Origin of the sequence: Sphingopyxis lindanitolerans, from assembly GCF_002993885.1 — a bacterium.
Classification (GTDB): Bacteria; Pseudomonadota; Alphaproteobacteria; order Sphingomonadales; family Sphingomonadaceae; genus Sphingopyxis; species Sphingopyxis lindanitolerans.
In genome coordinates this window covers 1434468-1458830 of record NZ_CM009578.1, presented here as the reverse complement: position 1 = coordinate 1458830, position 24363 = coordinate 1434468, and the positions used below count along the sequence as shown (strand labels likewise).

The following is a 24363-nucleotide window of genomic DNA, read 5'->3' as shown; positions in this document are numbered from 1 at the left end:
GAGATGGGCCCCTACCTCCGCAGGGGCGCAGGAAATGGAACGAAACGCATGAGCATCCTCATCGACAAGAATACCAAGGTCATCACCCAGGGGATGACCGGCGCCACCGGCACCTTCCACACCGAACAGGCGCTCGCCTATGGCACGAAGATGGTTGGCGGCGTGACGCCGGGCAAGGGCGGCACGACGCATATCGGCCTGCCGAACTTCAACACCGTCGAAGAGGCGAAGGCCGCGACCGGTGCGACCGCGAGCTGCATCTATGTGCCGCCGCCGTTCGCCGCCGATTCGATCCTCGAGGCGATCGACGCCGAGATGGAATTGATCGTCTGCATCACCGAAGGCATTCCGGTGCTCGACATGGTCAAGGTGAAGCGCGCGCTGTCGGGCTCGAAATCGCGGCTGATCGGCCCGAACTGCCCCGGCGTGCTGACCCCCGACGAATGCAAGATCGGCATCATGCCGGGCAGCATCTTCAAGAAGGGCAGCGTCGGCGTCGTCTCGCGCTCGGGTACGCTGACCTATGAGGCGGTGTTCCAGACCACGAACGTCGGGCTGGGTCAGACCACCGCGGTCGGCATCGGCGGCGATCCCGTCAACGGCACCAATTTCATCGACGTCCTCGAACTCTTCCTGGCGGACGACGCCACCAAGTCGATCATCATGATCGGCGAAATCGGCGGCGACGCCGAGGAGCAGGCGGCGCAATTCCTGATCGACGAAGCCAAGCGCGGCCGTAAAAAGCCGATGGCCGGCTTCATCGCGGGCCGCACCGCGCCTCCGGGCCGCCGCATGGGCCATGCCGGTGCGATCGTTTCGGGTGGCAAGGGCGACGCCGAAAGCAAGATCGCGGCGATGGAAGCCGCGGGCATCGCCGTGTCGGCGAGCCCGTCGGAACTGGGGACGACGCTGGCCGAGGTGCTGAAGGAGCGCGTTTGATCTTAGCGACATCGCTCTTTCTCGCGCCCCTGCGAAGGCAGGGGCCCATCACCCGACCGGGCGATGAATGAAGAGCGGCGCAGTCTATATCATGGCGAACCGCAAGAACGGCGCCATCTATACCGGGTCGACATCGAAGTTGGTGCAGCGCGTTTATCAGCACCGCGAGATGTTGGTCGAGGGTTTTACGAAGACCCATGGCTGCGTGCTTCTGGTTTGGTTTGAAGCGCATGAGGATTTGCAGGAAGCGCGCAGGCGTGAGCTGCAAATCAAGCGATGGAAGCGAAGTTGGAAGGTACGGATGGTCGAGGAAACGAATCCCGATTGGCGAGATTTGTGGGTCGAGATTCAGGGATAATGAAGATCGGCCCGGTCGGCACCTTATCCGACCTTTGGATGATGGGCCCCTGCCTTCGCAGGGGCACGAGCGGTGTATTTTATAATGCGAGCGAGTTGAGACAATGAACCTCGAACGACAGAGCTTTGACATCGACGAGCCGCAGGCCGGCCCGAGCTGGGCGCCGAAGAACTGGCCGCCGATCGACAGCGACGACCTGACCGCCGCGCTTGACCCGCAGCAGATGCAGGTCGCGGTCAAGGCGGCCGCGGCCAAGGCGGGGGCGCCCTTGTCGGATGCCGAGGTCGAGCGCGCGGCCGATGATTCGATCCGCGCGATGATGCTGATCCGCACCTATCGCGTGCGCGGTCACCTTGCCGCCAAGCTCGATCCGCTGGGGCTCAGCACGCGCGAGCTGCCGGGGGACCTGACCCCCGAATATCATGGCTTTACCGGCGCCGCGCTCGACCGGCCGGTGTGGATCGGCGGCACGCTGGGGGTCGAGAAGGCGACGATTCGCGAGATTGTGGCGATCCTTCAGGCCAATTATTGCGGCCATGTCGGCCTCGAATATATGCACATCGCCGACATCGTCGAGCGCCAGTTCCTGCAGGAACGGATGGAAGGCGCCGACAAGATCATCGAATTTTCGGTCGAGGGCAAACGCGCCATCCTGAACAAGGTGATCCAGGCCGAGGAGTGGGAGAAATTTCTCGCGCGCAAATATGTCGGCACCAAGCGCTTTGGCCTTGATGGCGGCGAATCGATGATCCCGGCGATGGAATCGATCATCAAATATGGCGGCCAATATGGCGTGAAGGAAATCGTCTATGGCATGGCGCATCGCGGGCGCCTCAACATGCTCGCGAACGTCATGGCAAAGCCGTACAAGGTGATCTTCCACGAATTTTCGGGCGGCAGCGCCAACCCCGACGATGTCGGCGGCTCGGGCGACGTCAAATATCACCTCGGCACCTCGACCGACCGCGAGTTCGACGGCATTTCGGTCCATATGTCGCTCGTCCCCAACCCCTCGCACCTCGAGGCGGTCGACCCGGTCGTGCTCGGCAAGGTGCGCGCGCAGCAGGTGGTGCGCGACGACCTCGGCAAGCATGAGCAGGTGCTTCCCGTCCTGATCCACGGCGACGCGGCCTTCGCGGGGCAGGGGATTGTCTGGGAATGCCTGGGTTTCTCGGGGATTCGCGGATATAATACCGGCGGCTGTATTCATTTCATCGTCAACAACCAGATCGGCTTTACCACCAGCCCGCAATTCGCGCGCTCGTCGCCCTATCCGTCGGACGTCGCCAAGGGCGTGATGGCGCCGATCCTGCACGTCAACGGCGACGATCCCGAAGCGGTGACCTTTGCGTGCAAGCTCGCGATCGATTTCCGCCAGCGCTTCAAGCGCGACGTCGTCATCGACATGTGGTGCTATCGCCGCTTCGGTCACAATGAAGGCGACGAGCCGTCGTTCACCCAGCCGCTGATGTACGCCAGCATCCGCCAGCATCCGCCGGTGTCGCAGCTCTGCGCCGCGAAGCTCGAGGGCGAGGGGGTGATCGACGCCGGCTGGGCCGACATGCGCCGCGGCGAGTTCGTCGCGCACCTCGAGGAAGAATTCGAGGGCGCGAAAAGCTACAAGCCGAACAAGGCCGACTGGTTCGCGGGCCGCTGGTCGGGGCTGCACGCCCCCGCCGACCATGAAAATGCGCGCCGCAACATCGCGACGGGCGTTTCGGACAAATTGTTCGACGCGATCGGCCGTACGATGACGACGATTCCCGCGGACCTGGAGGTCCACAAGACGCTGCGCCGCGTCATCGATGCGCGCGCCGCGATGTTCGCCGACAAGGGCGATGGCGAGGTGTTCGACTGGGCGACCGCCGAACAACTCGCCTTCGGCACGTTGCTCAGCGAAGGCTATCAGGTGCGCCTGTCGGGCCAGGATTCGGGACGCGGCACCTTCAGCCAGCGCCACGCGGTCTGGGTCGACCAGAAAGACGAGCATAAATATGTCCCGCTGACGACCGTCCCGCACGGCCGGTTCGAGGTGCTCGACAGTCCCTTGAGCGAATATGGCGTGCTCGGTTTCGAATATGGCTATGCGATGGCCGACCCGAAAAGCCTCGTGCTCTGGGAAGCGCAGTTCGGCGATTTCGCCAACGGCGCGCAGATCATGATCGACCAGTTCATCGCCGCGGGCGAGGCCAAGTGGCTGCGCGCCAACGGCCTCGTGCTGCTGCTCCCGCACGGTTATGAGGGGCAGGGGCCCGAGCATAGCTCGGCGCGCCTCGAACGCTTCCTGCAGCTATGCGCGGGCGACAATATCCAGGTGTGCAATATCTCGACCCCGTCGAACTATTTCCACGTCCTGCGCCGGCAGATGCTGCGCCCGTTCCGCAAGCCGCTGATCATCATGACCCCCAAGTCGCTGCTCCGCCACAAGCTGGCGGTGTCGCAGCGTAGCGACTTCATCGGCGACGCGCATTTCCGCCGCATCATGTCGGACCGCACCCCGCCCGAGGACGCGAAGGTCAAGCGCGTCGTCCTCTGTTCGGGCAAGGTCGGCTATGACCTGATGGAAGCGCGCGATGCCGCGGGGCTGACCGACACGACGGTGATCCGCATCGAGCAAATCTATCCCTTCCCCGGCGAGGCGCTGGCCATCCGCCTGAAACGGATGAAGAATCTCGAGGAAATCGTCTGGGCGCAGGAAGAGCCGCGCAATAATGGTAGCTGGTTCTTTGTCGAGCCGTTGATCGAGGAATCGCTCGCGGAAACCGGCCACAAGGGCATGCGCGCCCGCTACGCCGGCCGCGCCGCCGCGGCGTCGCCCGCGACCGGGCTGATGAGCCGCCACCAGACCGAACAATCGGCGCTCGTCGCCGACGCGCTCGGCCTGTCGGTCAGGGCTGAAATACGCCGGGCGAAAAACAAGGCATAGGATATCGGGATGGTCGCCCGCGAAGGCGGAGGCTATCTTCCACCATTTGACGATGGACCCCCGCCTTCGCGGGGGAACAAAGAAGAGAAGAAGCGATGAGCACCGAAGTTAAAGTCCCCACGCTGGGCGAGAGCGTCACCGAAGCGACGATCGGCGAATGGCTGAAACAGCCGGGCGAGCCCGTCGCGATGGACGAACCGATCGCGAGCCTTGAAACCGACAAGGTCGCGGTCGAAGTCCCGTCGCCGGTCGCCGGCGTGATGGGCCAGCAGGTCGTCGCGGTCGGCGAAACGGTCAATGTCGGCGCGGTGATCGCGACGATCGAGGCGGGGGATGGCAAGGCCACGGCGCCGACGCCCGCGCCCGCCGCCAAGGAAGCCGCCGCCCCGACGCCCGCCGCCCCGACGGCTCCGGCTCCGGTCGAAGACAGCGGCGACGGCGTCACGACGCTGTCGCCCGCGGTCCGCCGCCTGGTGCTCGAACATGGCGTCGATCCGACCCGGATCAAGGGCAGCGGCAAGGACGGCCGCCTGACCAAGGAAGATGTGCTCGCCGCCGCCAACGCAGCGCCCGAAGCCGCGCCCGTTCCGGCGGCGGCCCCCGCGCCGACCCCCGCCGCGAATGGCGCACCGGGCCGCCGCGAGGAGCGGGTCAAGATGACGCGCATGCGCCAGACGATCGCCAAGCGGCTGAAATCGGCGCAGGAAACCGCGGCGATGCTGACGACGTTCAATGACGTCGATATGTCGGCGGTGATCGCGACACGCGACAAATATCGCGAGAGCTTCGAGAAGAAGCATGGCGTGCGGCTTGGCTTCATGAGCTTTTTCACCAAGGCGGTCGCGCTCGCGGCGCACGACATCCCGTCGGTCAACGGCCGGATCGACGGCGACGAGATCGTCTATTATGATTATCTCGACGTCTCGATCGCGGTCAGCGCGCCGAACGGCCTGGTCGTGCCGATCGTCCGCAACGCCGAAAGCCTGTCCTTCGCGGGGATCGAAAAAGCGATCGCCGACCTCGGCAAGCGCGCCAAGGAAGGCACGCTGACGATGGACGACATGACCGGCGGCACCTTCACCATCTCGAACGGCGGCGTCTTCGGCGGCCTGATGTCGACCCCGATCATCAACCCGCCGCAGTCGGCGGTGCTCGGCCTCCACCGCATCGAAGACCGCCCGGTCGTGCGCGACGGCGAGATCGTGATCCGTCCGATGATGTATCTGGCGCTCAGCTATGACCATCGGCTGGTCGACGGCCGCGAGGCGGTGACCTTCCTGAAGACGATCAAGGAAGCGATCGAGGACCCGACGCGGCTGCTGATCGATCTATGATATTATGTGCTCCTGCGAACGCAGGAGCCTAGGGTAGGAATGCAATGTTGGTGCAACCGAACCCTGGGTTCCTGCTCCCGCAGGAACGCGGGAGATTGAGGTGAACAAACCCGGCTATCTTTATTTGATGGCCAGTCGCCGGAACGGGACGACGTATCTGGGTGTGACCAGCGATCTTCTGAAACGGGTTTGGCAGCATCGCAACGAAGTGATCGATAGCTTCAGCAAGAAATATGGTTGTACGCTACTGGTCTGGTATGAAGCGTTTGATGACATCCAGCAGGCGCGTCAGCGCGAACTGCAGATGAAGAAATGGAAACGGGCGTGGAAGGTTGAACTGATCGAGCGGGATAATCCACAGTGGCTGGATTTGTTCGACAGGCTATCGCTTTGACACCCTGGGTTCCTGCTTTCGCAGGAACGCATATGGAGTGAGTTATGGCTGATTACGACTATGACGTCCTTGTCATCGGTGCCGGTCCCGGCGGTTATGTCGCGGCGATCCGCGCGGCGCAGCTCGGGCTCAAGACCGCGTGCGCCGAAGGGCGCGAGACGCTGGGCGGCACCTGCCTCAACGTCGGCTGCATCCCTTCGAAGGCGATGCTCCACGCGTCCGAATATTATGAGGCGGCGGCTGGCGGCGCGATGGCGGCGATGGGCATCAAGGTGAAGCCCGAACTAGACCTGCCCACCATGCACGGCCAGCGCAAGGATGCGGTCAAGGGTCTGACCGGCGGGATCGAATTCCTGTTCAAGAAGAACAAGATCGATTGGCTGAAAGGTTATGCCAAATTCACCGCCGCCGACACCGTCGAGGTCGCGGGCAAGGCGGTGCGCGCGAAGAATATCATCATCGCGACCGGATCGTCGGTGACTCCGCTTCCGGGTGTGGAAGTCGATAACGACAAGCAGATCATCGTCGATTCGACCGGCGCGCTCGAACTCGCCAAGGTGCCCGGCCATATGGTCGTCATCGGTGGCGGAGTGATCGGGCTCGAACTCGGCAGCGTCTGGCGCCGCCTCGGCGCCAAGGTCACCGTGGTCGAATTTCTCGATCAGATCCTGCCCGGCATGGACGGCGACGTCCGCAAGGAAGCGAACCGGATCTTCAAGAAGCAGGGCATGGAATTCAAGCTCAAGACCAAGGTCACCAAGGCCGAGGTGAAGGGCGAGAAGGCGGTGCTGACGCTCGAACCCGCGGCGGGCGGCGACGCGGAAACGCTCGACGCCGATGTCGTTCTCGTCTCGATCGGGCGGCGGCCCAACACCGATGGGCTTGCGCTCGACAAGGCGGGCCTCACGGTCAACAAGCGCGGCCAGATCGAAACCGACCATGATTTCCGCACGAGCGTTGCCGGCATCTGGGCGATCGGCGACGTCGTTCCCGGCCCGATGCTCGCGCACAAGGCCGAGGACGAAGGCATCGCCTGCGCCGAGAATATCGCGGGGCAGACCGGCATCGTGAACCACGACGTGATTCCGTCGGTCGTCTACACCTGGCCCGAAATCGCCGGTGTCGGCCTGACCGAGGAAGCGGCGAAGGAAAGGGGCGAAGTCAAGGTCGGCAAATTCCCGATGATGGCGAACAGCCGCGCCAAGACCAACCATGAGCCCGACGGCTTCGTGAAGGTGATCGCCGACGCGAAAAGCGACCGCGTGCTCGGCGTCTGGTGCATCGCCAGCGTCGCGGGCACGATGATTGCGCAGGCCGCGCAGGCGATGGAATTCGGCGCGACGTCCGAAGACATCGCCTATACCTGTCACGCCCACCCGACGCACAGCGAGGCGATCAAGGAAGCCGCGATGGCGGTGACGGGCAAGCCGATCCATATTTGACGCGGGGATGCCCGACATCGACAATGCGCTGATCATCCGCCTGCTCGACCTTGCGGGGATCGGCGTGTTCGCGCTGTCGGGTGCATTGATGGCGGTGCGGCTGCGGCAAACGCTGGTGACTGCCGCCTTTTTCGCACTCGTCACCGGGGTCGGCGGCGGCAGCGTGCGCGACCTGCTGATCGGCGCACCGGTGTTCTGGGTCCACGACAGCGCGATCGCCGCGATGTGCATTGCGATCGCGCTGATTGTCTGGATCACCCCCGAACGCTGGTGGCCGGGGCATCTGCTCGAATGGGCCGATGCCGTCGGCCTTGCCGGCTATGCCGTGTTCGGCACCGCGAAAGCGCTCGCCTGGGGCGTTCCGCCGGTGCCCGCGCTGATGATGGGGGTCATCACCGGCTGCGTCGGCGGTACGATTCGCGACATATTGGCGGGGGTGCCGTCGATCATCATGCGTCCCGAAATCTATGTCACCGCGGCGGCGCTCGCGTCGGGGCTTTATCTCGTACTGCTATGGCTCGGCCTGGGAACGGCGGTCGCGGCGATCATCGGCGCTTGCGCTGGATTCATCCTGCGCGGGGCGGCGATTCGCTGGTCGTTGGGACTCCCGGTCTACAAGGCTCCCCCCGAATCGGGCTGAACGGCTCGCTCGATCCTGCCGCCCCGGCTTGACCGCACCGCGCCTTGCGGCATGATGGGCGGATAACAGGGGAGACGGAACGGGATGACGACGGGACAGGCGACCGCAAACGGCATCGAGATCGCCTATGAGGACAGGGGGCCGAGCGACGCGCCCGCCATTCTGCTGGTGATGGGGCTGGGGGGACAGCTCACCCTCTGGCCCGACGAGTTCGTCGATGCGCTCGTCGCGCACGGCTTTCGCGTCATCCGCTACGACAATCGCGACGTCGGCCTGTCAACGCGCTTCGACGCCGCGGGCGTCCCGAACCTCAAATGGATGTTCGTCAAGGCGGCGCTGAAGCTGCCGGTGCGCAGCGCCTATGCGCTCGCCGACATGGCGGCCGACGGGATGGCGCTGCTCGATCATCTCGGCATCGACCGCGCACATATCGTCGGCGCGTCGATGGGCGGGATGATCGCGCAGCACATCGCCGCGCGCTATCCCGATCGCGTGCTGTCGCTGACCTCGATCATGTCGACCACCGGCAATCCGCGGCTGCCGCGCGCGCAGAAGGAGGCGATGCGGGTTCTCGCCAATCGTCCGATGGGCGGCGATGCCGAGGCGATGATCGCTTATTCGGTGAACGCCGCGCGCGTCATCGGCAGCCCCGGCTATCCCGCCGAGGAGGAGCGGCTGCAACGCCGGGTTCGCGGTGATTATGCGCGCGGCTGGTATCCGCAGGGCGTCGCGCGCCAGATGGCGGCGATCGTCGCCGACGGCGACCGGCGCGCGATGCTGAAGGCCATCACGGCGCCGACGCTGGTGATCCATGGCGAGGCCGACCCGCTCGTGCCGATCGCGGGCGGGCGCGATACCGCCGCGCATATCGCGGGCGCGCGGCTGCTGACGATCCCCGGCATGGGGCACGACCTGCCGCTCGCGCTCGTCGATACGCTGACCGGGGCGATCGCGGAGCATGCGAAGGATGGGGCGGTGGCAGCCTGATCTCTCCCCTCCCATTATGGGAGGGGTCGGGGGAGGGCATGTCGTACTGGAGCGGAGCCAACAGGCCCTCCCCTAACCCCTCCCGCAAGCGGGAGGGGAATTACTTCAGCAGCAGCGCCAGCGCGCCGAGCCACCCCTTCGCCTCCGGCGCGCGCGGCGCGGCGGGCAGGAAGGCGCGGCAGTCGAGGCAGCTTGCCTGCACCGATCCCGCGCGGGTGAGCATGGTCAGATCCTGCGCCAGCCGCCGCTCGGTGAGCTGGCGGTTCATCGCCGCGATACCGAACCAGCCGCGCGGCGCCATCGCCTGCTGGTCCTGCTCGGCGCCGGTGAGACTGGCGAGCATCTTGGACAATTCGCTCGGCTCTTCCTCATAATATTTGGCGTGATAAGCGCCGTCGATCTTCGCGAGCTTCGCCGCTGCGGCGAGCGCGTCGGGGAGGCCGCCGAACTGGTCGACAAGGCCGATCTGGCGCGCGGTGCCGCCCGCCCAGACGCGGCCTTCGGCGATCGTGCGGATTTTCTCGATCGGCTGCTTGCGGCTTTTGGCGACAAGGCCGGTGAAGCGCGCGTAAATATCCTCGACGCTCGCCTGCGCGAGCGCGTTGAACTCGTCGTTCACGCCGCCGAACACGTCGGGCTGACCCGACAGCGGCGTCGTCGCGATACCGTCGGCGTTGACCCCGATCTTGGCGAGCGCCTGGTCGAAGCTCGGGATGATGCCAAAGACGCCGATCGAGCCGGTGATCGTCTCGGGCTCGGCAAAGATGCGGTCGGCGGGGGTCGATATCCAATAACCGCCCGATGCCGCGACATTCGCCATCGACACGACGACGGGCAGCTTCTTCGCCTTGGCCTGGAGCAGCGCCTGGCGAATCTGCTCCGATGCGAGGACCGACCCGCCGGGCGAATCGACGCGCAGCACGATCGCCTTGGTGCTGCTGTCGGCGACGGCGTCGAGAATATGGTCCGCGATCGTGTCGCCGCCGGCCGAGCCGCCCCCCGCCTCGCCATCGACGATTTCGCCGACCACCGGCACGACGGCGATCGCCGCGCCCTTATCCTGCGGGGGATTGGCCGCGACCCAGTTTTCGAGCGGGATCGCATTATATTCCCACGGACGGCTGTCGTCATAGACGCCGCTGATTTCGGCGACGCGTTCGCTGAACGCCATGCGGCTGCCGACCTTGTCGATCAGCCCGGCATCGACGCCCGCCTTCGACAGATCATTGCCCGCGGCCTTCACCGCGCCCGCGGTGTCGGCGATGAAGGCGTCGATCTTGGCCGCCGGACGCGCTTTTTTGACGTCGGTCAGCCAATTTTCCCACAACACACCAGCATAGGCCAAATCGGCTTCTTTCGCCTCGGGCGACTGGTCGCTGCGCAGAAAGGGTTCGACCGCGCTCTTGAAGGTGCCGACGCGATAGATGTGCGCGGTGATGCCGAGCTTGTCCATCAGTCCCTTGTAATAGAGGCGCGAGCCGCCCGGTCCGGCGATGGCGACGCCGCCGACCGCATCCGACCAGATTTCGCTCGCATGCGCCGCGACCTGATAGCTGTCGGTCGTATAGGCGGTGGCGAAGGCGAGCACCGGCTTCTTCGCCGCGCGCACCTTGTCGACCGCCGCGCCGATCTCGGCGAGCGAGACCTGCCCGCCGCCCAGGAAGCGGTCGAGGTCGAGGACGACCGAGGTGACGCGCTTGTCGGTGGCCGCGGTTTCGAGTGCGTGGACGACGTCGCGGGTGCGCAGTTCCTTGAGTTGGTCGCCGCCCGACAGCGCGGCGAGCGGATCGACGTCGGAGGGCTGTTCGGAAACGATGCCGTCGAAATCGACGACGAGCGCGCCCGCGCTGACCGGCAGCGACGCATTGGGGCGTCCGGCGAGCAGCGCGAAGATCGCCACGAAGAACAAGAGCAGGAAGATCAGCGCCAGCCCGTCCTTGATCGCGACGAGCAAGTGCCAGACCTTGCGCGGAAAGCTGGTGCTCCCGCCGGGCTTGTCGCCCCCGGGGAGCGGCCGGCGGACGGGGATGGCCCAGGGGCCGGCGGGGTCGGTCGGAGGGGTCGCGGTGGTGTCGGTCATGGGCGCGAACCTAGGGCTGCGGCCCGCCCTTGGCAATGCACGCTTCGACGGGCGGGCGACGGGAAGGGGGCGAACGACGTTCCTTATCCCCTCCTCTTCAGAGGAGGGGCGGCGAGACTTACGAGCTTTTGCTCGTTAGTCGCAGCGGGGTGGTGCTTGGGCGCTACCGCGCGCCACCACCCCAAGCCCCTCCTCTAAAGAGGAGAGGCTTAGACAGGCTACAGCCACCCTTCTTGCCGATACCAGCGCACCGTTTCCGCCAGCGCATCGTTCGTGTCGATCGCCGGTTTCCACAGCATCGCGGGCGGCCGCGCGCTCTCGGCGACGACCCAGTCGGGATGCGCGATATAGCGCGCACGGTCGAGAGTCAGCTTTGCTGCCTTGCGGCGCACCAGCGTGTCGAGCCGCCCCGCCGCCTTGAGCAGCGTGCCCGGAACCGGCAGCGCCCGGACATGCGCGCGCCCGACCGCTTGGCCGATCGCGCGGGCGAAATCGCCATAGGTCCAGCCGCCGCGATGTCCGTCGTCGGGTTCATAAACCCGCCCGATGCTCGCTTCGCGGTCGGCGGCGAGCGCGACGAGCAGGCGCGCCAGTTCCTCGACATAAATCGCCGACATCCGCCCCGGCGGGACAAGCGCGACGCCGCGCCGCGCCATGCGGAACAGGTCGAGCATCTCGGTATCGCCGGGGCCGAACACCGCGGGCGGGCGCACGATCGTCCAATCGAGCCCGCTCGCCTCGACGATGGTCTCGGCGCGCGCCTTCGACCAGCCATAGTTGGAGATGCTCGGCTCGCGCGCCGCGAGCGACGAGACATGGATGAAGCGCCGCACCCCCGCGCCGCGCGCCGCGGCGACGACATGGGCGGTCGCGGTCGCATTGCCCGCCTCGAAAGCGGCGCGCGTCGGCACGTTCACTACCCCCGCGATATGGATCAGAACGGCGCTGCCCGCCGCCATTTCGGCGAGCGCTTCGGAATTGTCGAGCGCGCCCGCGATCCAGCTGACGCCGTCGCGCTTCGTCTGCGGGCGGCGGGTGAGGGCGCGGACGCGCCAGCCCGCGGCGATCGCCTGGCGCAGCACCGCCTTGCCCACGAAGCCGGTCGCCCCGGTCATCGCGAGCACCGGCGCCGTCACAGCAGCACCATATGGTCGCGGTGGACCATCGCGGCGCGCGGCGCATAGCCGAGCGCCGCTTCCTGCGCGTCGCGGCCAAGGCCGAGGATCGCGGCGGCGTCGCTGGTCGGATATTCGGACAGGCCGCGCGCGATGACGCGGCCGCCGGGGCCGATGATGTCGAGAATATCCCCGCGCACGAAAGCGCCGGTCGCGGCGGTGACTCCGGCGGCGAGCAGGCTGGCACCGCCGCGCAGCGCCTTTTCCGCGCCCGCGTCGATCGTGAGGCGGCCCTTCGCGGTCAGCCCGCCCGCGAGCCACGCCTTGCGCGCGCTCGCTCCCTTTTCGGCGACGAAGATCGTGTGGCGTGCGTCGGTCGAGAGCGGGCGCGGGGTCCTCCCCGACGCGATGGCGAGGTGCGCGCCGGCGGCATTGGCGATGCGCGCCGCCGCGATCTTCGACACCATGCCGCCTGACCCCATGCCCGATGCCGACTGGGTATCGGCCATCGCCTCGATCGCGGCGTCGATCCGCTCGACGCGCGCCACATGATGGGCATCGGGGAGCGCGGGGTTGCGATCGTAAAGCCCGTCGATGTCGGACAGCAGCACGACGCCGCCCGCGCCCGCCGCCTGCGCGACGCGCGCCGCGAGCCGGTCGTTGTCGCCAAAGCGGATTTCCTCGGTCGCGACGCTGTCATTCTCGTTGATCACCGGCACCACGCCCAGGCCGAGCAATCGGTCGAGCGTCGCGGCGGCGTTGAGGTAGCGGCGGCGATGTTCGAGGTCGCCGAGCGTCACCAGCATCTGCGCCGCGGTCAGCCCTTCGGCGCCGAGCACGTCGGCCCACACCCGGCTCAGCGCGATCTGGCCGGTCGCCGCCGCGGCCTGCGCATCCTCCAGCGTCGCACGGCCGCCCTTCGCCAGCCCCAGCCGCCGCGCCCCGAGCGCGATCGCCCCCGACGAAACGACCGCGATCTGCTGGCCCGCCTTCGTCCGTTCGGCGATGTCGGCGGCGATCCCCACCAGCCAGTCGCGCCGCACCGCACCGTCGGGATCGACGAGCAGGGCCGATCCGATCTTGACGATCAGGCGCGGGCAGGAGGTGGGAGGAAACAGGGTCATGGCGCTGCCGATAGCGCGGAGAGCGTCCCGCGCCAATGCGAATGTCCTGCGAGACGCAATGGCGGTTCAGGGATGGAAAGTTGTCATTCCCTCCACCTTCGTCATTCCCGCGAAAGCGGGAACCCAGCGTGGGGTCAGCCGACGCACGCTCTGGGTTCCCGCTTTCGCGGGAATGACGATGTTATGAGATATGGAACTTCGGCTTTCGACCGTTCCCGAACTCAGATCGGCGACCAGTCGCCGCCCGCGTCCTCGCCTTCATCAGCACCCGGTTCGGGGTGGCCGATCGCTTCGAGCAATGCGTCGAGCACCGCGCCGATCCCGGCGCCGCTGGCGCCCGACAGCGCCATCACCTTGTGGCCGCTCTCGGCTTCGAGTTCGGCCGACAGCGCCGCGATCAGTTCGTCGTCGAGCGTGTCGACCTTGTTGAGCGCGACGATGGCCGGCTTGTCGATCAGCTCGGCGCCATAAGCCTCGAGCTCGTCGCGGACGATGCGGTAGCTGGTCGCGACATCCTCGTCGTTCGCATCGACGAGGTGCAGCAGCACGCGGCAGCGCTCGATATGCCCGAGGAAGCGGTCGCCGACCCCGGCGCCGTCGGCGGCGCCCTCGATCAGGCCGGGGATATCGGCGACGACGAATTCCTGCCCCTTGTGGCTGACCACGCCGAGCTGCGGGCGCAGCGTCGTGAAGGCATAGGCGCCGACCTTCGCCTGCGCATTGGTCACCGCGTTGATGAAGGTCGACTTGCCGGCATTGGGCAGCCCGACGAGGCCCGCGTCGGCGAGCAGCTTCAATCGCAGCCACACCCACATTTCCTCGCCCGGCCAGCCGGGGCCGTGCTGGCGCGGCGCGCGGTTGGTCGATGTCTTATAGCTCGCATTGCCGCGCCCGCCGTCGCCGCCGCGCAGGAAAACCAGCCGTTCGCCCTCCTTTGTGAGGTCGGCGAGCAGGCTGCGCTCGTCGTCGTCGGCGAGGACCTGCGTGCCGATCGGCACCTGGACGACGAGGTCGGGACCGCCCGCGCCGGTGCGGTCGCGGCCGGCGCCGGGGGTGCCGCGCTTGGCCTTGAAATGCTGGGTATAGCGAAAGTCAATCAGCGTGTTGAGCCCGGCGACGGCCTCGAACACCACGTCGCCGCCCTTGCCGCCGTTGCCGCCGTCGGGGCCGCCATATTCGATATATTTCTCACGCCGGAACGACACGGCGCCGGGGCCGCCGTCGCCGGACTTGATGAAGATCTTGGCTTGGTCGAGGAAATGCATCGGGCGCCTTTAGGCGGAAAGCCGGGATTTGGCTAGTTTGCGATCGAACACCATAAACAGCCTGTGTCCCCGCGAAGGCGGGGATCCATCTCCGGTGGGTTCAAAATGGCACCGGCCGGTGATGCGCTCCCGCCTTCGCGGGAGCGCACTGCCTAATTATGGGTCGGGCGGTCTATAGGGGTGGGACGGTCAGTCCCGCCGCCCGATTCCGCGCAGCAGCATCGATTCGAGCGCAATCTCGCGCGCGCGGCTGCGCGGGACGCCAAGGGCGCGCGACAAGGGGCCGCCGAACAGCGCGTCGCCGAGCGCCATCAGCACAAGTTGCATCGTCTCGTCCTCGATCGGCGCTTCGTCCTCGCTATGATCCTCGCGCAGTTCCTCGACCAGGTCGTGGATCGCCTTCAATATCGGGTCGAGCGCATTTTCATTGCCCGACAGGATCATCCAGCTTGCCAGCGCCCCGGCGCCGCCGGTGTCGAAGGCGTCGAAAGCCAGGTCGACGACTTCGCGCGGATTCTGGTCGCCCGCGCGCTGGCGAAAGATCGTCTCGCGGATCGTCGTCGTGATGAACGCCGCCATCTTGCCGATCAGCGCCTGTTGCAGCCCCGCGGCGCTCCCGAAATGGTGGAGCAGATTCGCGTGGGTGCGGTCGACGCGCGCCGCGACGGCTTTCAACGTCACCGCTTGCGGGCCGCTTTCGATCAGGATCTGGCGGGCGGCTTCGAGCGCGGCTGCCCGGCTCTCCTCGGGACTCAGCCGCTTCCTTGCTATTGACACCACTGTAAGTAACCTTTAACGCTTGCCCCATGGGACGTCCCCACGTCCCGCAACCCCTTTTCGACGGTGCAGACCATATGTCCAGCCTTTCCCGCTCGCCGACCCCCGACGATCTGTCGATTACCCCGCGCGATCGGCGCTTTGGCCGCGACGACCGGCAGGGACGCTGGTGGCTGAATGGCGATCCGATCGCATCGGCCTTCCACACCGCGCTGTCGGTCACTTTCCCGCGCGGCGAGGCGATGTTCATCGAAGCGGTAAAGGCGCATCGCGGCGGCGTGTCCGACAAGCTCGCGAGGGAAATCCGCGCCTTTACCCAGCAGGAAGTGATCCACAGCCGCGAGCATGTCGTCTTCAACAAGAAGGCGACCGAGGCCGGATATGACCTGTCCGAACTCGACGCCGACGTCAGCCACGTCCTCGACCTCATCAAGACGCGCCCGGCGATCGTCAACCTGATGGCGACGATCGCGCTCGAACATTATACCGCGATGATGGCGTCGGTGATGCTGCGCGACCCGAAGATGTACCGGGGCGCCGAACCCGAATGGGGTGCTTTGTGGAAATGGCACGCGATCGAGGAAATCGAGCATAAGGGCGTCGCCTACGACACCTGGCTCCACGCGACGAAGGACTGGAGCCGCTGGCGGCGTTGGAAGGCCAAGTCGCTGATGATGCTGGTCGTCACCAGCCGCTTCTGGCCGCGCCGGGTCAAGGGGATGAAGGTGCTGCTCAAACAGGACGGGCTGACCGGCTGGCGCGTGTCGGCGCGCATCTGGTGGTATCTGCTCGGGTCGCCGGGCATCTTGCGCCGCAGCTTCGTGCCGTGGCTCGCCTATTTCATGCCGGGCTTTCACCCCTGGAACCACGACGACCGCGCGCTCATCCAGAAATATGAAAGCGATTATGCCGACGCGCTGATGCCCGCGCATTCGTCGGGCCCGGAATTGGCTGCGACCTAATTCGCCTATCCCCGCGAAGGCAGGGATATTCGTCCTGTCTGGACGCGCTCCGCGCTCTCCCATATTCCTTCGCTCGTGGGGAAGGGGACGTCATGCAGGCATCGATGACGGCGGCGGAGATCATGCAGCTCGAATTGCAGCTCGCGGGCCGCGTTTCGCTGCTCCAGTTCGGCTGCGGCAACAGCACGCTCGTCGCGGCGCGGCAGGCGCAGAAGATCGTCTGCGTCGACGGCGATGCGGGGCGGCTGGCCGAGGTCGGCGCCAATCTGGCGCGCGCGGCGATCGATTTCACGCCCTTTCACGCCGATATCGGGCCGACCGGCGCCTATGGCTATCCCGCGGGTAGCCGCCGTCTGCGCGACTGGCCGCGCTATCACGTCGCGGTATGGCGGCAGCTTTCGGGCAGCCCCGACGCGGTGCTGATCGACGGACGCTTTCGCGTCGCCTGCCTGTTGCAGGCGATCGTCCATGGCAAGCCTGACTGCCTGCTGCTGTTCCACGGCTTCACCGACCGGCCGGATTATCGCGTCGTGCTGAAGCACACCGACATGCTGGCGCGCGTCGATTCGCTCGCGGTGTTGCGCGCCAGGCAGCAGGTCGATGGCACGGCGGTGCTGCACGACCTGTTCGACCATTTCCTCGTGGCCGATTGACCGGCGACCGCGCGCTGGGCATGTCGAAGCAATGATCACCTCGCCCCCGCTCATCGAGACCGACCGCCTCCGCCTCCGCCCGACGCGCTTTTCGGACAAGGACGTCCATATCGCGATGTGGGCCGACCCGCGCGTCACCCGCTTCATCGGCGGCGAACCGCGCACCCCCGACGTCAGCTGGGGCAAGTTTCTGAGCTCGGCGGGGCTGTGGCCGGTGATGGGCTTTGGCTATTGGGTGTTCGCCGACCGGGCGAGCGACGCGCTGGTCGGCATGGGCGGGCTCAGCTATTTCTGCCGGGGTATCGCCGAGCTCGAGGATTGTCCCGAAGCGGGCTGGGCGTTCGACGCCGACCATTGGGGCGCGGGCTATGCGACCGAGGCGATGACCGCGGCGCTCGGCTGGGCCGACGCCACCCTCGACGCGAAGGAAGTGCGCTGCATCATCGACCCCGGCAATACCGCATCGGAGCGCGTGGCGGCGAAGCTCGGCTTTCGCCGCATCGGCGACAGCGACGCGCTGGGGCATGTGGTGGCGATCTATTCGCGGCCCAAGGGGGGATGAACCGTCATTGCGAGGAGCCGAAGGCGACGCGGCAATCTCCAGCTATCGACCTTGCGCAAGGTCGATAGCTGGAGATTGCTTCGCTTCGCTCGCAATGACGGGTTTTATCAGGCCGCTTCGACCACCAGCACGCCGCCGTCGGCGCTGACGACGCGGACCTTGGTGCCTTCGGCGGCGTCGGGACCATGCACCGGCCATTCGCCGTCGCCGACCTTGGCGCGGCCGCGGCCGTTCTCGATCGCCTGGGTCAAGGTCAGCACCTCGCCGATCAACCGACCCGCGCGCTGGTTGAGGTTCGGGTCGGTCGAGGTAATCGGGTTCGCTTTCAGCCAGCGGCGGGCGCTGTAGAGCGTGATGAACGACAGGATCGCGAAAATGCCGAGCTGCGTGGGGACGCTGTCGGCGATCCCCGGAATGAGCCACGCGAAGACGCCGGTGACGATCGCGGCGGCGCCGAGCCAGATGAGAAAGAAACCCGGCGCGACGATCTCGGCCGCGGCGAGCAGCACACCGAGCGAAAGCCACGCCCAATGCGGTTCCATATTCGCCAGCCAGTCCGCCATCTCAAGCGTCCTTGCGTTCGAGCGCGTCGCGCGCGAGTTCGCCGATCCCGCCGAGGGTGCCGATCAGCTGCGTCGCCTCGACCGGGAACAGGATCGTCTTGGCGTTCGGGCTGGTCGCGAACTGGCTGATCGCTTCGACATATTTCTGCGCGATGAAGTAATTGATCGCCTGGGCATTGCCGCCCGCGATCGCGTCCGACACCATCTGCGTCGCCTTGGCTTCGGCCTCGGCTTCGCGCTCGCGCGCTTCGGCGTCGCGGAAGGCGGCTTCGCGGCGGCCCTCGGCCTGCAGGATCTGACCCTGCTTTTCGCCCTCGGCGCGCAGGATTTCGGAGGCGCGCATGCCTTCGGCCTCGAGGATGTTGGCGCGCTTTTCGCGTTCGGCCTTCATCTGCCGCGCCATGGCGTTCGAGATGTCGGCGGGCGGGCGGATGTCCTTGATCTCGACGCGGGTGATCTTGACCCCCCACGGCGTCGTCGCATCGTCGACGACGTGCAGCAGGCGGGTGTTGATCTCGTCGCGCTTCGATAGCGTTTCGTCGAGGTCCATCGCCCCCATCACGGTGCGCAGGTTCGTCGTCGTCAGGTTCATGATCGCCAGATAAAGATCGCTGACCTCATAGGCGGCCTTGGCGGCATCGAGCACCTGGAAAAAGACGACGCCGTCGACCGCGACCATCGCATTATCCTTGGTGATGATCTCCTGCCCCGGAATGTCGAGCACCTGCTCCATCATGTTGACCTTGCGACCGACGCGGTCGAAGATCGGCATGATGAAGTTCAGCCCCGGCTGTGCGGTGTGCGTGTAGCGGCCGAAGCGTTCGATCGTATAAGCATAGCCCTGCCGGACCGGCGTCAGCGCCCAGACCAGGAACACCAGAGCCAGCACCACGAGTGCAAGCGCAAATTCCATCGATCATCCCCTCTTGCAAAATGAACATCTGCGACCGCCTTCCTTATTGCGGCAATGCGGCGGCTGCGCCACAGAAAAGCGCATGACCGACTTTGCCCCGCGCTCGCTGCTCTATGTCCCCGGCTCGAACGCCCGCGCGCTCGAAAAGGCGCGGGGGCTTGCCGCCGACCTGCTGATCATCGACCTTGAGGATGCGGTCCCCGCCGATCGCAAGGGCGAAGCGCGCGCGGCGATGCGCGCGGCGGTAGCGGCGGGCTTTGAGGGCAAGCGCGTCGCGGTGCGGATCAACGGCACCGGAAGCGAGCATCAGGCGGATGACCTCGCGGCGCTTGCCGGGCTGGCGCTCGATGCGGTGGTGCTGCCCAAGGTCGACGCGCCGTCCGACCTCGATCCGGCGCGTGCGCTCGGCCTGCCGCTGTTCGCGATGATCGAGACGCCGGCGGCGATCTATGCCGCGCGCGATATCGCCGCCGACCCCGCGACGCACGGGCTGATCGCGGGGCTCAACGACCTTGCGCACGAATTGAAGCTGCCCGATGGGATGGATCGCGGCGCGATGAGCCATGCGATCCAGGCGATCGTGCTCGCGGCGCGGGCCGGCGGGGTGTGGTGCTTCGACGGCGTCTATAATGCGATCGACGATGCGGCGGGTTTCGCGGTCGAGGCGGGCGAGGGGCGGCGGCTCGGCTTCGACGGCAAGACGTTGATCCATCCGTTGCAGGTCGATCCGTGCAACGCCGCCTTCGCGCCCTCGGCGCGCGAGATCGCCGCGGCCGAGGCGCTGGTCGCGGCGGCGACCGGCGGCGCGCAGCGGCACGAGGGGCGGATGATCGAGGACATGCACGTCGCCGCGGCGCGCGCGCTGCTAGAGCGGGCGGGAAGAAAATAGTAGGATTCGCGCAGAGGCGCAGAGAGCGCAGAGAAATTACATCATCCTGTTCCCCCGCCTTCGCGGGGACACGGTTGATTTTTCAATCTCTGCACTCTCTGCGCCTCTGCGCGAAACCCATCCGGCACCTGCTTCGCTCGCCGTCCGTTGTCCGACGAACGCGCCTTGCCTGCCCATCCCGGCCATGCCATGCGGCGAGCCCATGAAAATCCTCCCATTCCGGGCCGTCATCGCGGCCGCCACCCTGATCGCCATCGCGCCCGCAACCTATGCGAAGGATGCCGACGCGCCGGTCACCGAAGCTGAACTCGCGGACCATATCCGTATTCTGTCCAGCGACGCTTTCGAGGGGCGCGGTCCGGGGACCGAGGGCGAGGATCGCACCATCGCCTATGTCGTCGGCGAATGGGCAAAGGCAGGGCTCGAACCCGTTCCGGGCAGCGCCACCCCCTGGCTCCAGGGCGTGCCGCTGATCGAGACGCAGGCAACCGGCGGAACCGCGACGTTCAGGGTCGGCGGTGGCGAATTGGCGTTCGACGCCGACGGTATTGTCCTGACCGGCCGCGACGCATCGGTGTCGCTGGCGGGCGTGCCGGTCGTCTTCGTCGGCTATGGGGTCGACGGAGCGGGCAGGGTCAACGCCGACGTCAAGGGCAAGCTCGCGATCATGCTCTTCGACAGCGCGCCGTTCGGCGACACATTGCCGCGCTATCGCGAGCGGCGGCAGATGCTCGCCGATGCGGGGGCGGCGGGCGTGCTCGTCATCGCGACCGACGCGGTGCCCTGGCCGCAGCTTCGCGACGCGGCGGGCGGCAAGGTGACGCGGCTGGCGTCGGCGAAATCCGGCGCCCCGGTCACCGGCTTCCTGTCGCCCGCAGCGGCCGACACGCTTTTCCGGAAAGCCGGACAGAATGGCGCCGCGTTGCGCGAGGCGGCGCAGGCGGGCGATTATCGCGGGGCGGCGTTGTCTGCGACCGCCGATATCCGCGCCACCGCGACCGTGCGCTCCTATGAAAGCAACAATATCATCGCGAAGCTGCCCGGCGCGAAGCCCGACGGCAAGGCGGTGCTGTTCCTCGGCCACTGGGATCACCTCGGCATCTGCGCGCCCGACGATCCGAAAGACCGCATCTGTAACGGCGCGATCGACAATGCGAGCGGCATCGCGGTGCTGATCGAAGTCGCGAAGCGGCTCGCGGGCGGCGCACGGCCCGACCGCGACATATATTTCATGGCGACGACGTCGGAGGAAAAGGGGCTGCTCGGCGCGCGCTGGTTCGCCGACCATCCGGTGGTGCCGCTCGCCGACATCATCGTCGCGCTCAACATCGACACGATCGCCATTTCGCCGCGCGGCACCCCGGTCGCGACGATCGGTCGCGGCAAGCCCGCTTATGACGCGGTGGTGCGCGCGGTCGCGGAGACACTAGGCCGCAAGATCGACGATGATGGCGAGGCCGATTCCTTCCTCCAGCGCCAGGACGGCTGGGCGCTCGGCGCGAAGGGCGTGACGGCGTTGATGGTCGGCGGCAGTTTTTCGGACATGCCGTTGCTCGAAAAATTCCTCGGCAGCGACTATCACGAGCCGGCGGACGCGTTTTCGGACAAGATACCGCTCGGCGGCGCGGCCGAGGACGCCGACCTGCATGTCGCGCTGGGCCGGGCGTTCGCCGATACCAGGCGATGGGCGGGCGACGCAAAATAGCCACGAATAGCTAAAATGCTCCCCCGCGAAGGCGGGGGTCCATCTTCTACCGCGTCATTCCGCAAGGGCCGGTGATGGGCCCCCGCGTTCGCGGGGGAACATCAAATAATTGTCGGCGATATCAGGCCGCCTGCTTCGCCCGGTCCGACATTTCCTGATTGAGCATTTCCGCCAGCAGGAACGCGAGTTCGAGGCTTTGCCCCGCGTTGAGGCGCGGGTCGCAATGGGTGTGATAGCGGTCGGCAAGGTCCATCTGGGTCACGTCCATCGCGCCGCCGGTGCATTCGGTCACATTCTGGCCGGTCATCTCGATATGGATGCCGCCGCCGTGCGTGCCCTCGGCGCGGTGGACGGCGAAGAAGCCGCGCACTTCGGCGAGGATGCGTTCGAACGGGCGCGTCTTGTAGCCGTTGGGCGTCTTGATGACATTGCCGTGCATCGGGTCGCACGACCAGACGACGGGATGCCCCGATTGCTTCACCGCGCGCACCAGCGCCGGCAGATGCGCCTCGATCTTGTCATGGCCATAGCGGGTGATCAGCGTCATGCGGCCGGGCACATGGCCGGGGTTGAGCGTGTCGAGCAGGCGCAGCAGCACCTCGGGGTCGAGGCTCGGCCCGCATTTCATGCCGACCGGATTGCCGATGCCGCGCAGATATTCGATATGCGCCGACCCCTCGAACCGCGTGCGGTCGCCGACCCACAGCATATGGCCCGACGTGTCGTACCAGCCGCCGGTCAGGCTGTCCTGCCGCGTCAGCGCCTGCTCATAGGGTAGGAGCAGCGCCTCGTGGCTGGTGTAGAAGCTGGTGCCCTTGATCTGCGGCACCGTTTCGGGCGTGACCCCGCACGCTTCCATGAAGGCGAGCGCTTCGGAAATCCGCCCTGCGGTCTCCTGATATTTCTTCGCCCACGGGCTGCGGTCCATGAAATCGTGCGTCCAGGCGTTGACCTGGCGCAGGTTCGCATAACCGCCGTTCGCGAAGGCGCGCAGCAGGTTGAGCGTCGCCGCCGACTGATTATACGCCTTGATCATGCGCGCCGGATCGGGTTCGCGGCCTGCCGCCTCGAAGCCGATGTCGTTGATGATGTCGCCGCGATAGCTGGGCAGCGACACGCCGTCGATGTCTTCCATGTCGGCCGAACGCGGCTTGGCGAACTGGCCCGCCATGCGGCCGAGCTTCACCACCGGCATTTTCGACGCGAAGGTCAGCACGACCGCCATCTGGAGCAGGACGCGGAAGGTGTCGCGGATATTGTTCGGATGGAATTCGGCAAAGCTTTCGGCGCAGTCGCCGCCCTGGAGCAGGAACGCCTTGCCCTCCGCCACGCGGCCGAGCTCGGCCGTCAGGTCGCGCGCCTCGCCGGCAAAGACCAGCGGCGGATAGCTCGACAGCTCCTTTTCGGCGGCCGCGAGCGCGGCGTCGTCCTGATAGGTGGGAAGCTGCCGGGCCTCGTGTGCGCGCCAGCTCTGCGGTTGCCATGGTTGCGTCATATCTCTTGTCTTCATTTTCCGTTCGAATCGCGGGCCGCCATGGCGTGAATGCGCCGCCGAAGCAATGCGCGGGGGCCCATGGAAAGAGAAAATTAGCATTTTGATGGCTTTTACGCACCTATGCTTTTCTCGATCGATAAAAACTGATAAATTGTTGCAACGGCCGGGCTGCGCGGAACGTCGCGGCCAAGGCGTTGGACAATCGGTAACGTTGTGGGGGTGGCGGTTGCGCCATGCTGCTGGGGGTTCAGTAGGGTCAGGACCCATTGATTGCGCGATCGAGGTTTGAAGCGATTTTGCTCAGGGCGAGGAGGCAAGGCGACGGAATATGTCGATATTTCAAGACTTGCCGACGAAGCCATGGGCAAAATCGGTCAAATCCCGAAGGGACGCCGAAATGGCTTCGATCTTGGGCTCGTGCGGCCTTGCGGGTAGCGATGCTACCCGCGGCGGCCACCCAAACCCAATATCTTCGCCATTTCGACGCCTCGAACGTGCAATCAATGGATCCTGACCCTAGGGCCTCGACGCGAAAAGGCTGTCTATGACCGGTTTCGATCCGGCCTGGTTTGGATATGGCGCGCTCGTCGTGCTGCTCGCGGCAAGTCTGGTCGCGCGCGTCGACCATGTCCGGCTCGGCCTTGCGGTCGCGGCGCTGCTCGCGCTGCCCGTCGCCATCTTCGGCTGGCACGGGACGGGCTATACCCTGCTCATCCTCGCCATCCTGGTCGTCAATCTCGGCCTGATCGCGCGATTGTGGCTGCGTGCGAGCAAGGTCCGCTTCTCGGCCGAGGAGCAGGAACTGCGCGACCGGCATTTCGACGGGCTGGGCCCGGCGACGGCGCGCGCGCTGATCGACCATGGTCACTGGATATCGGCGCGGCGCGGCGAAGTGCTGATCCGCGAGAATGAGGCGGCGCCCTGCCTCTTCTATCTCGCCGAGGGCGCGGCGGCGGTTCGCCGCGACGGGCAGGATGTCGGCGCGGTCGCCGACGGCGCATTGATCGGCGAGGCGACGGTGCTCGACGGCGCGCACGCGACCGGCACCGTCGTGCTGACCCGCAATTCGCGGCTGTGGTTCATCCCGGCGGCGGGGCTGCGCGCCTATCTGGCCGCCCAGCCCGACGTCGCCGCCGCGCTGCACGAAGGCTTTGCGCGCGCGCTGCGCGGAAAATTGGCGAACGCCAACGCGCGCATTGCCGACCGGCCGCCCATATCCTAGGATCGCGGCCTTCCCCTG

The 24363-nt window shown here is 66.4% G+C and carries 22 protein-coding genes; 14 read left to right on the top strand and 8 right to left on the bottom strand.

Going from position 1 to position 24363, the window contains the following annotated elements:
* Positions 1-48 precede the first annotated feature (48 nt).
* The 8 genes from sucD to CVO77_RS06955 all read left to right on the top strand — a co-directional run bounded on the left by sucD (position 49) and on the right by CVO77_RS06955 (position 9020).
* Positions 49-939, top strand: a complete 891-nt coding sequence (gene sucD, locus CVO77_RS06990) for a succinate--CoA ligase subunit alpha (protein WP_105998499.1) — start codon at positions 49-51, stop codon at positions 937-939.
* Between the two features lie 67 nt (positions 940-1006).
* Entirely contained in the window at positions 1007-1297 is a 291-nt protein-coding gene (locus CVO77_RS06985) for a GIY-YIG nuclease family protein (protein ID WP_242446127.1), read from the top strand.
* Between the two features lie 103 nt (positions 1298-1400).
* Positions 1401-4223, top strand: a complete 2823-nt coding sequence (locus tag CVO77_RS06980) for a 2-oxoglutarate dehydrogenase E1 component (protein WP_105998498.1) — start codon at positions 1401-1403, stop codon at positions 4221-4223.
* Positions 4224-4318: 95 nt separating this feature from the next.
* Entirely contained in the window at positions 4319-5557 is a 1239-nt protein-coding gene (gene odhB, locus CVO77_RS06975) for a 2-oxoglutarate dehydrogenase complex dihydrolipoyllysine-residue succinyltransferase (RefSeq protein WP_105998497.1), read from the top strand.
* Positions 5558-5657: 100 nt separating this feature from the next.
* The gene (locus CVO77_RS06970) at positions 5658-5951 is read left to right on the top strand and encodes a GIY-YIG nuclease family protein (RefSeq protein WP_105998496.1); all 294 of its coding nucleotides are present in this window, start codon (positions 5658-5660) and stop codon (positions 5949-5951) included.
* 44 nt (positions 5952-5995) lie between these two features.
* Entirely contained in the window at positions 5996-7393 is a 1398-nt protein-coding gene (lpdA, locus tag CVO77_RS06965; protein ID WP_105998495.1) for a dihydrolipoyl dehydrogenase, read from the top strand.
* A 7-nt stretch (positions 7394-7400) separates the two neighbouring features.
* Entirely contained in the window at positions 7401-8033 is a 633-nt protein-coding gene (locus CVO77_RS06960; protein WP_105998494.1) for a trimeric intracellular cation channel family protein, read from the top strand.
* An 84-nt stretch (positions 8034-8117) separates the two neighbouring features.
* Positions 8118-9020 carry an alpha/beta fold hydrolase gene (locus CVO77_RS06955; protein ID WP_105998493.1) on the top strand — a complete coding sequence of 301 codons (903 nt, stop codon included), beginning with the start codon at positions 8118-8120 and terminating at the stop codon, positions 9018-9020.
* Between the two features lie 100 nt (positions 9021-9120).
* Here the strand turns inward: CVO77_RS06955 and sppA are convergent, their stop codons facing one another.
* The 5 genes from sppA to CVO77_RS06930 all read right to left on the bottom strand — a co-directional run bounded on the left by sppA (position 9121) and on the right by CVO77_RS06930 (position 15381).
* Positions 9121-11100, bottom strand: a complete 1980-nt coding sequence (sppA, locus tag CVO77_RS06950; protein WP_105998492.1) for a signal peptide peptidase SppA — start codon at positions 11098-11100, stop codon at positions 9121-9123.
* 218 nt (positions 11101-11318) lie between these two features.
* Positions 11319-12215 (bottom strand): NAD-dependent epimerase/dehydratase family protein, encoded by an 897-nt coding sequence (locus tag CVO77_RS06945; RefSeq protein ID WP_106000700.1) that lies wholly within the window; start codon positions 12213-12215, stop codon positions 11319-11321.
* A 17-nt stretch (positions 12216-12232) separates the two neighbouring features.
* Positions 12233-13339 (bottom strand): glutamate 5-kinase, encoded by a 1107-nt coding sequence (gene proB, locus CVO77_RS06940; protein WP_105998491.1) that lies wholly within the window; start codon positions 13337-13339, stop codon positions 12233-12235.
* Between the two features lie 221 nt (positions 13340-13560).
* Positions 13561-14604 (bottom strand): GTPase ObgE, encoded by a 1044-nt coding sequence (obgE, locus tag CVO77_RS06935; RefSeq protein ID WP_105998490.1) that lies wholly within the window; start codon positions 14602-14604, stop codon positions 13561-13563.
* Between the two features lie 189 nt (positions 14605-14793).
* On the bottom strand, positions 14794-15381 hold the full coding sequence (locus CVO77_RS06930) for a TetR/AcrR family transcriptional regulator (protein ID WP_106000699.1): 588 nt from the start codon (positions 15379-15381) through the stop codon (positions 14794-14796).
* Positions 15382-15458: 77 nt separating this feature from the next.
* On the opposite strand from CVO77_RS06930, the gene CVO77_RS06925 reads away from it, so the two are divergent.
* From CVO77_RS06925 to CVO77_RS06915, 3 genes are all read left to right on the top strand, one after another.
* Positions 15459-16343: a metal-dependent hydrolase gene (locus tag CVO77_RS06925; protein WP_105998489.1), complete on the top strand. Its 885-nt coding sequence runs from the start codon at positions 15459-15461 to the stop codon at positions 16341-16343.
* A 92-nt stretch (positions 16344-16435) separates the two neighbouring features.
* Positions 16436-16996 carry a hypothetical protein gene (locus CVO77_RS06920; RefSeq protein ID WP_105998488.1) on the top strand — a complete coding sequence of 187 codons (561 nt, stop codon included), beginning with the start codon at positions 16436-16438 and terminating at the stop codon, positions 16994-16996.
* A 31-nt stretch (positions 16997-17027) separates the two neighbouring features.
* Positions 17028-17558: a GNAT family N-acetyltransferase gene (locus CVO77_RS06915; protein ID WP_105998487.1), complete on the top strand. Its 531-nt coding sequence runs from the start codon at positions 17028-17030 to the stop codon at positions 17556-17558.
* Between the two features lie 107 nt (positions 17559-17665).
* On the opposite strand, the gene CVO77_RS06910 is transcribed toward CVO77_RS06915, so the two are convergent.
* On the bottom strand, positions 17666-18121 hold the full coding sequence (locus CVO77_RS06910) for an NfeD family protein (protein WP_105998486.1): 456 nt from the start codon (positions 18119-18121) through the stop codon (positions 17666-17668).
* 1 nt (position 18122) lies between these two features.
* Complete coding sequence (locus CVO77_RS06905; protein ID WP_105998485.1) at positions 18123-19034, bottom strand: SPFH domain-containing protein; 912 nt, start codon at positions 19032-19034, stop codon at positions 18123-18125.
* Positions 19035-19116: 82 nt separating this feature from the next.
* Between CVO77_RS06905 and CVO77_RS06900 the strand changes: the two genes are divergently transcribed.
* The gene (locus tag CVO77_RS06900) at positions 19117-19923 is read left to right on the top strand and encodes an HpcH/HpaI aldolase/citrate lyase family protein (protein WP_105998484.1); all 807 of its coding nucleotides are present in this window, start codon (positions 19117-19119) and stop codon (positions 19921-19923) included.
* A gap of 202 nt (positions 19924-20125) precedes the next feature.
* Positions 20126-21628 carry a M28 family peptidase gene (locus CVO77_RS06895; protein WP_242446126.1) on the top strand — a complete coding sequence of 501 codons (1503 nt, stop codon included), beginning with the start codon at positions 20126-20128 and terminating at the stop codon, positions 21626-21628.
* 121 nt (positions 21629-21749) lie between these two features.
* Here CVO77_RS06895 and CVO77_RS06890 read toward each other — a convergent pair whose 3' ends face one another.
* Positions 21750-23123 carry a class II 3-deoxy-7-phosphoheptulonate synthase gene (locus CVO77_RS06890; protein WP_105998482.1) on the bottom strand — a complete coding sequence of 458 codons (1374 nt, stop codon included), beginning with the start codon at positions 23121-23123 and terminating at the stop codon, positions 21750-21752.
* Between the two features lie 544 nt (positions 23124-23667).
* Between CVO77_RS06890 and CVO77_RS06880 the strand changes: the two genes are divergently transcribed.
* Complete coding sequence (locus CVO77_RS06880; protein WP_105998481.1) at positions 23668-24345, top strand: cyclic nucleotide-binding domain-containing protein; 678 nt, start codon at positions 23668-23670, stop codon at positions 24343-24345.
* Positions 24346-24363 lie beyond the last annotated feature (18 nt).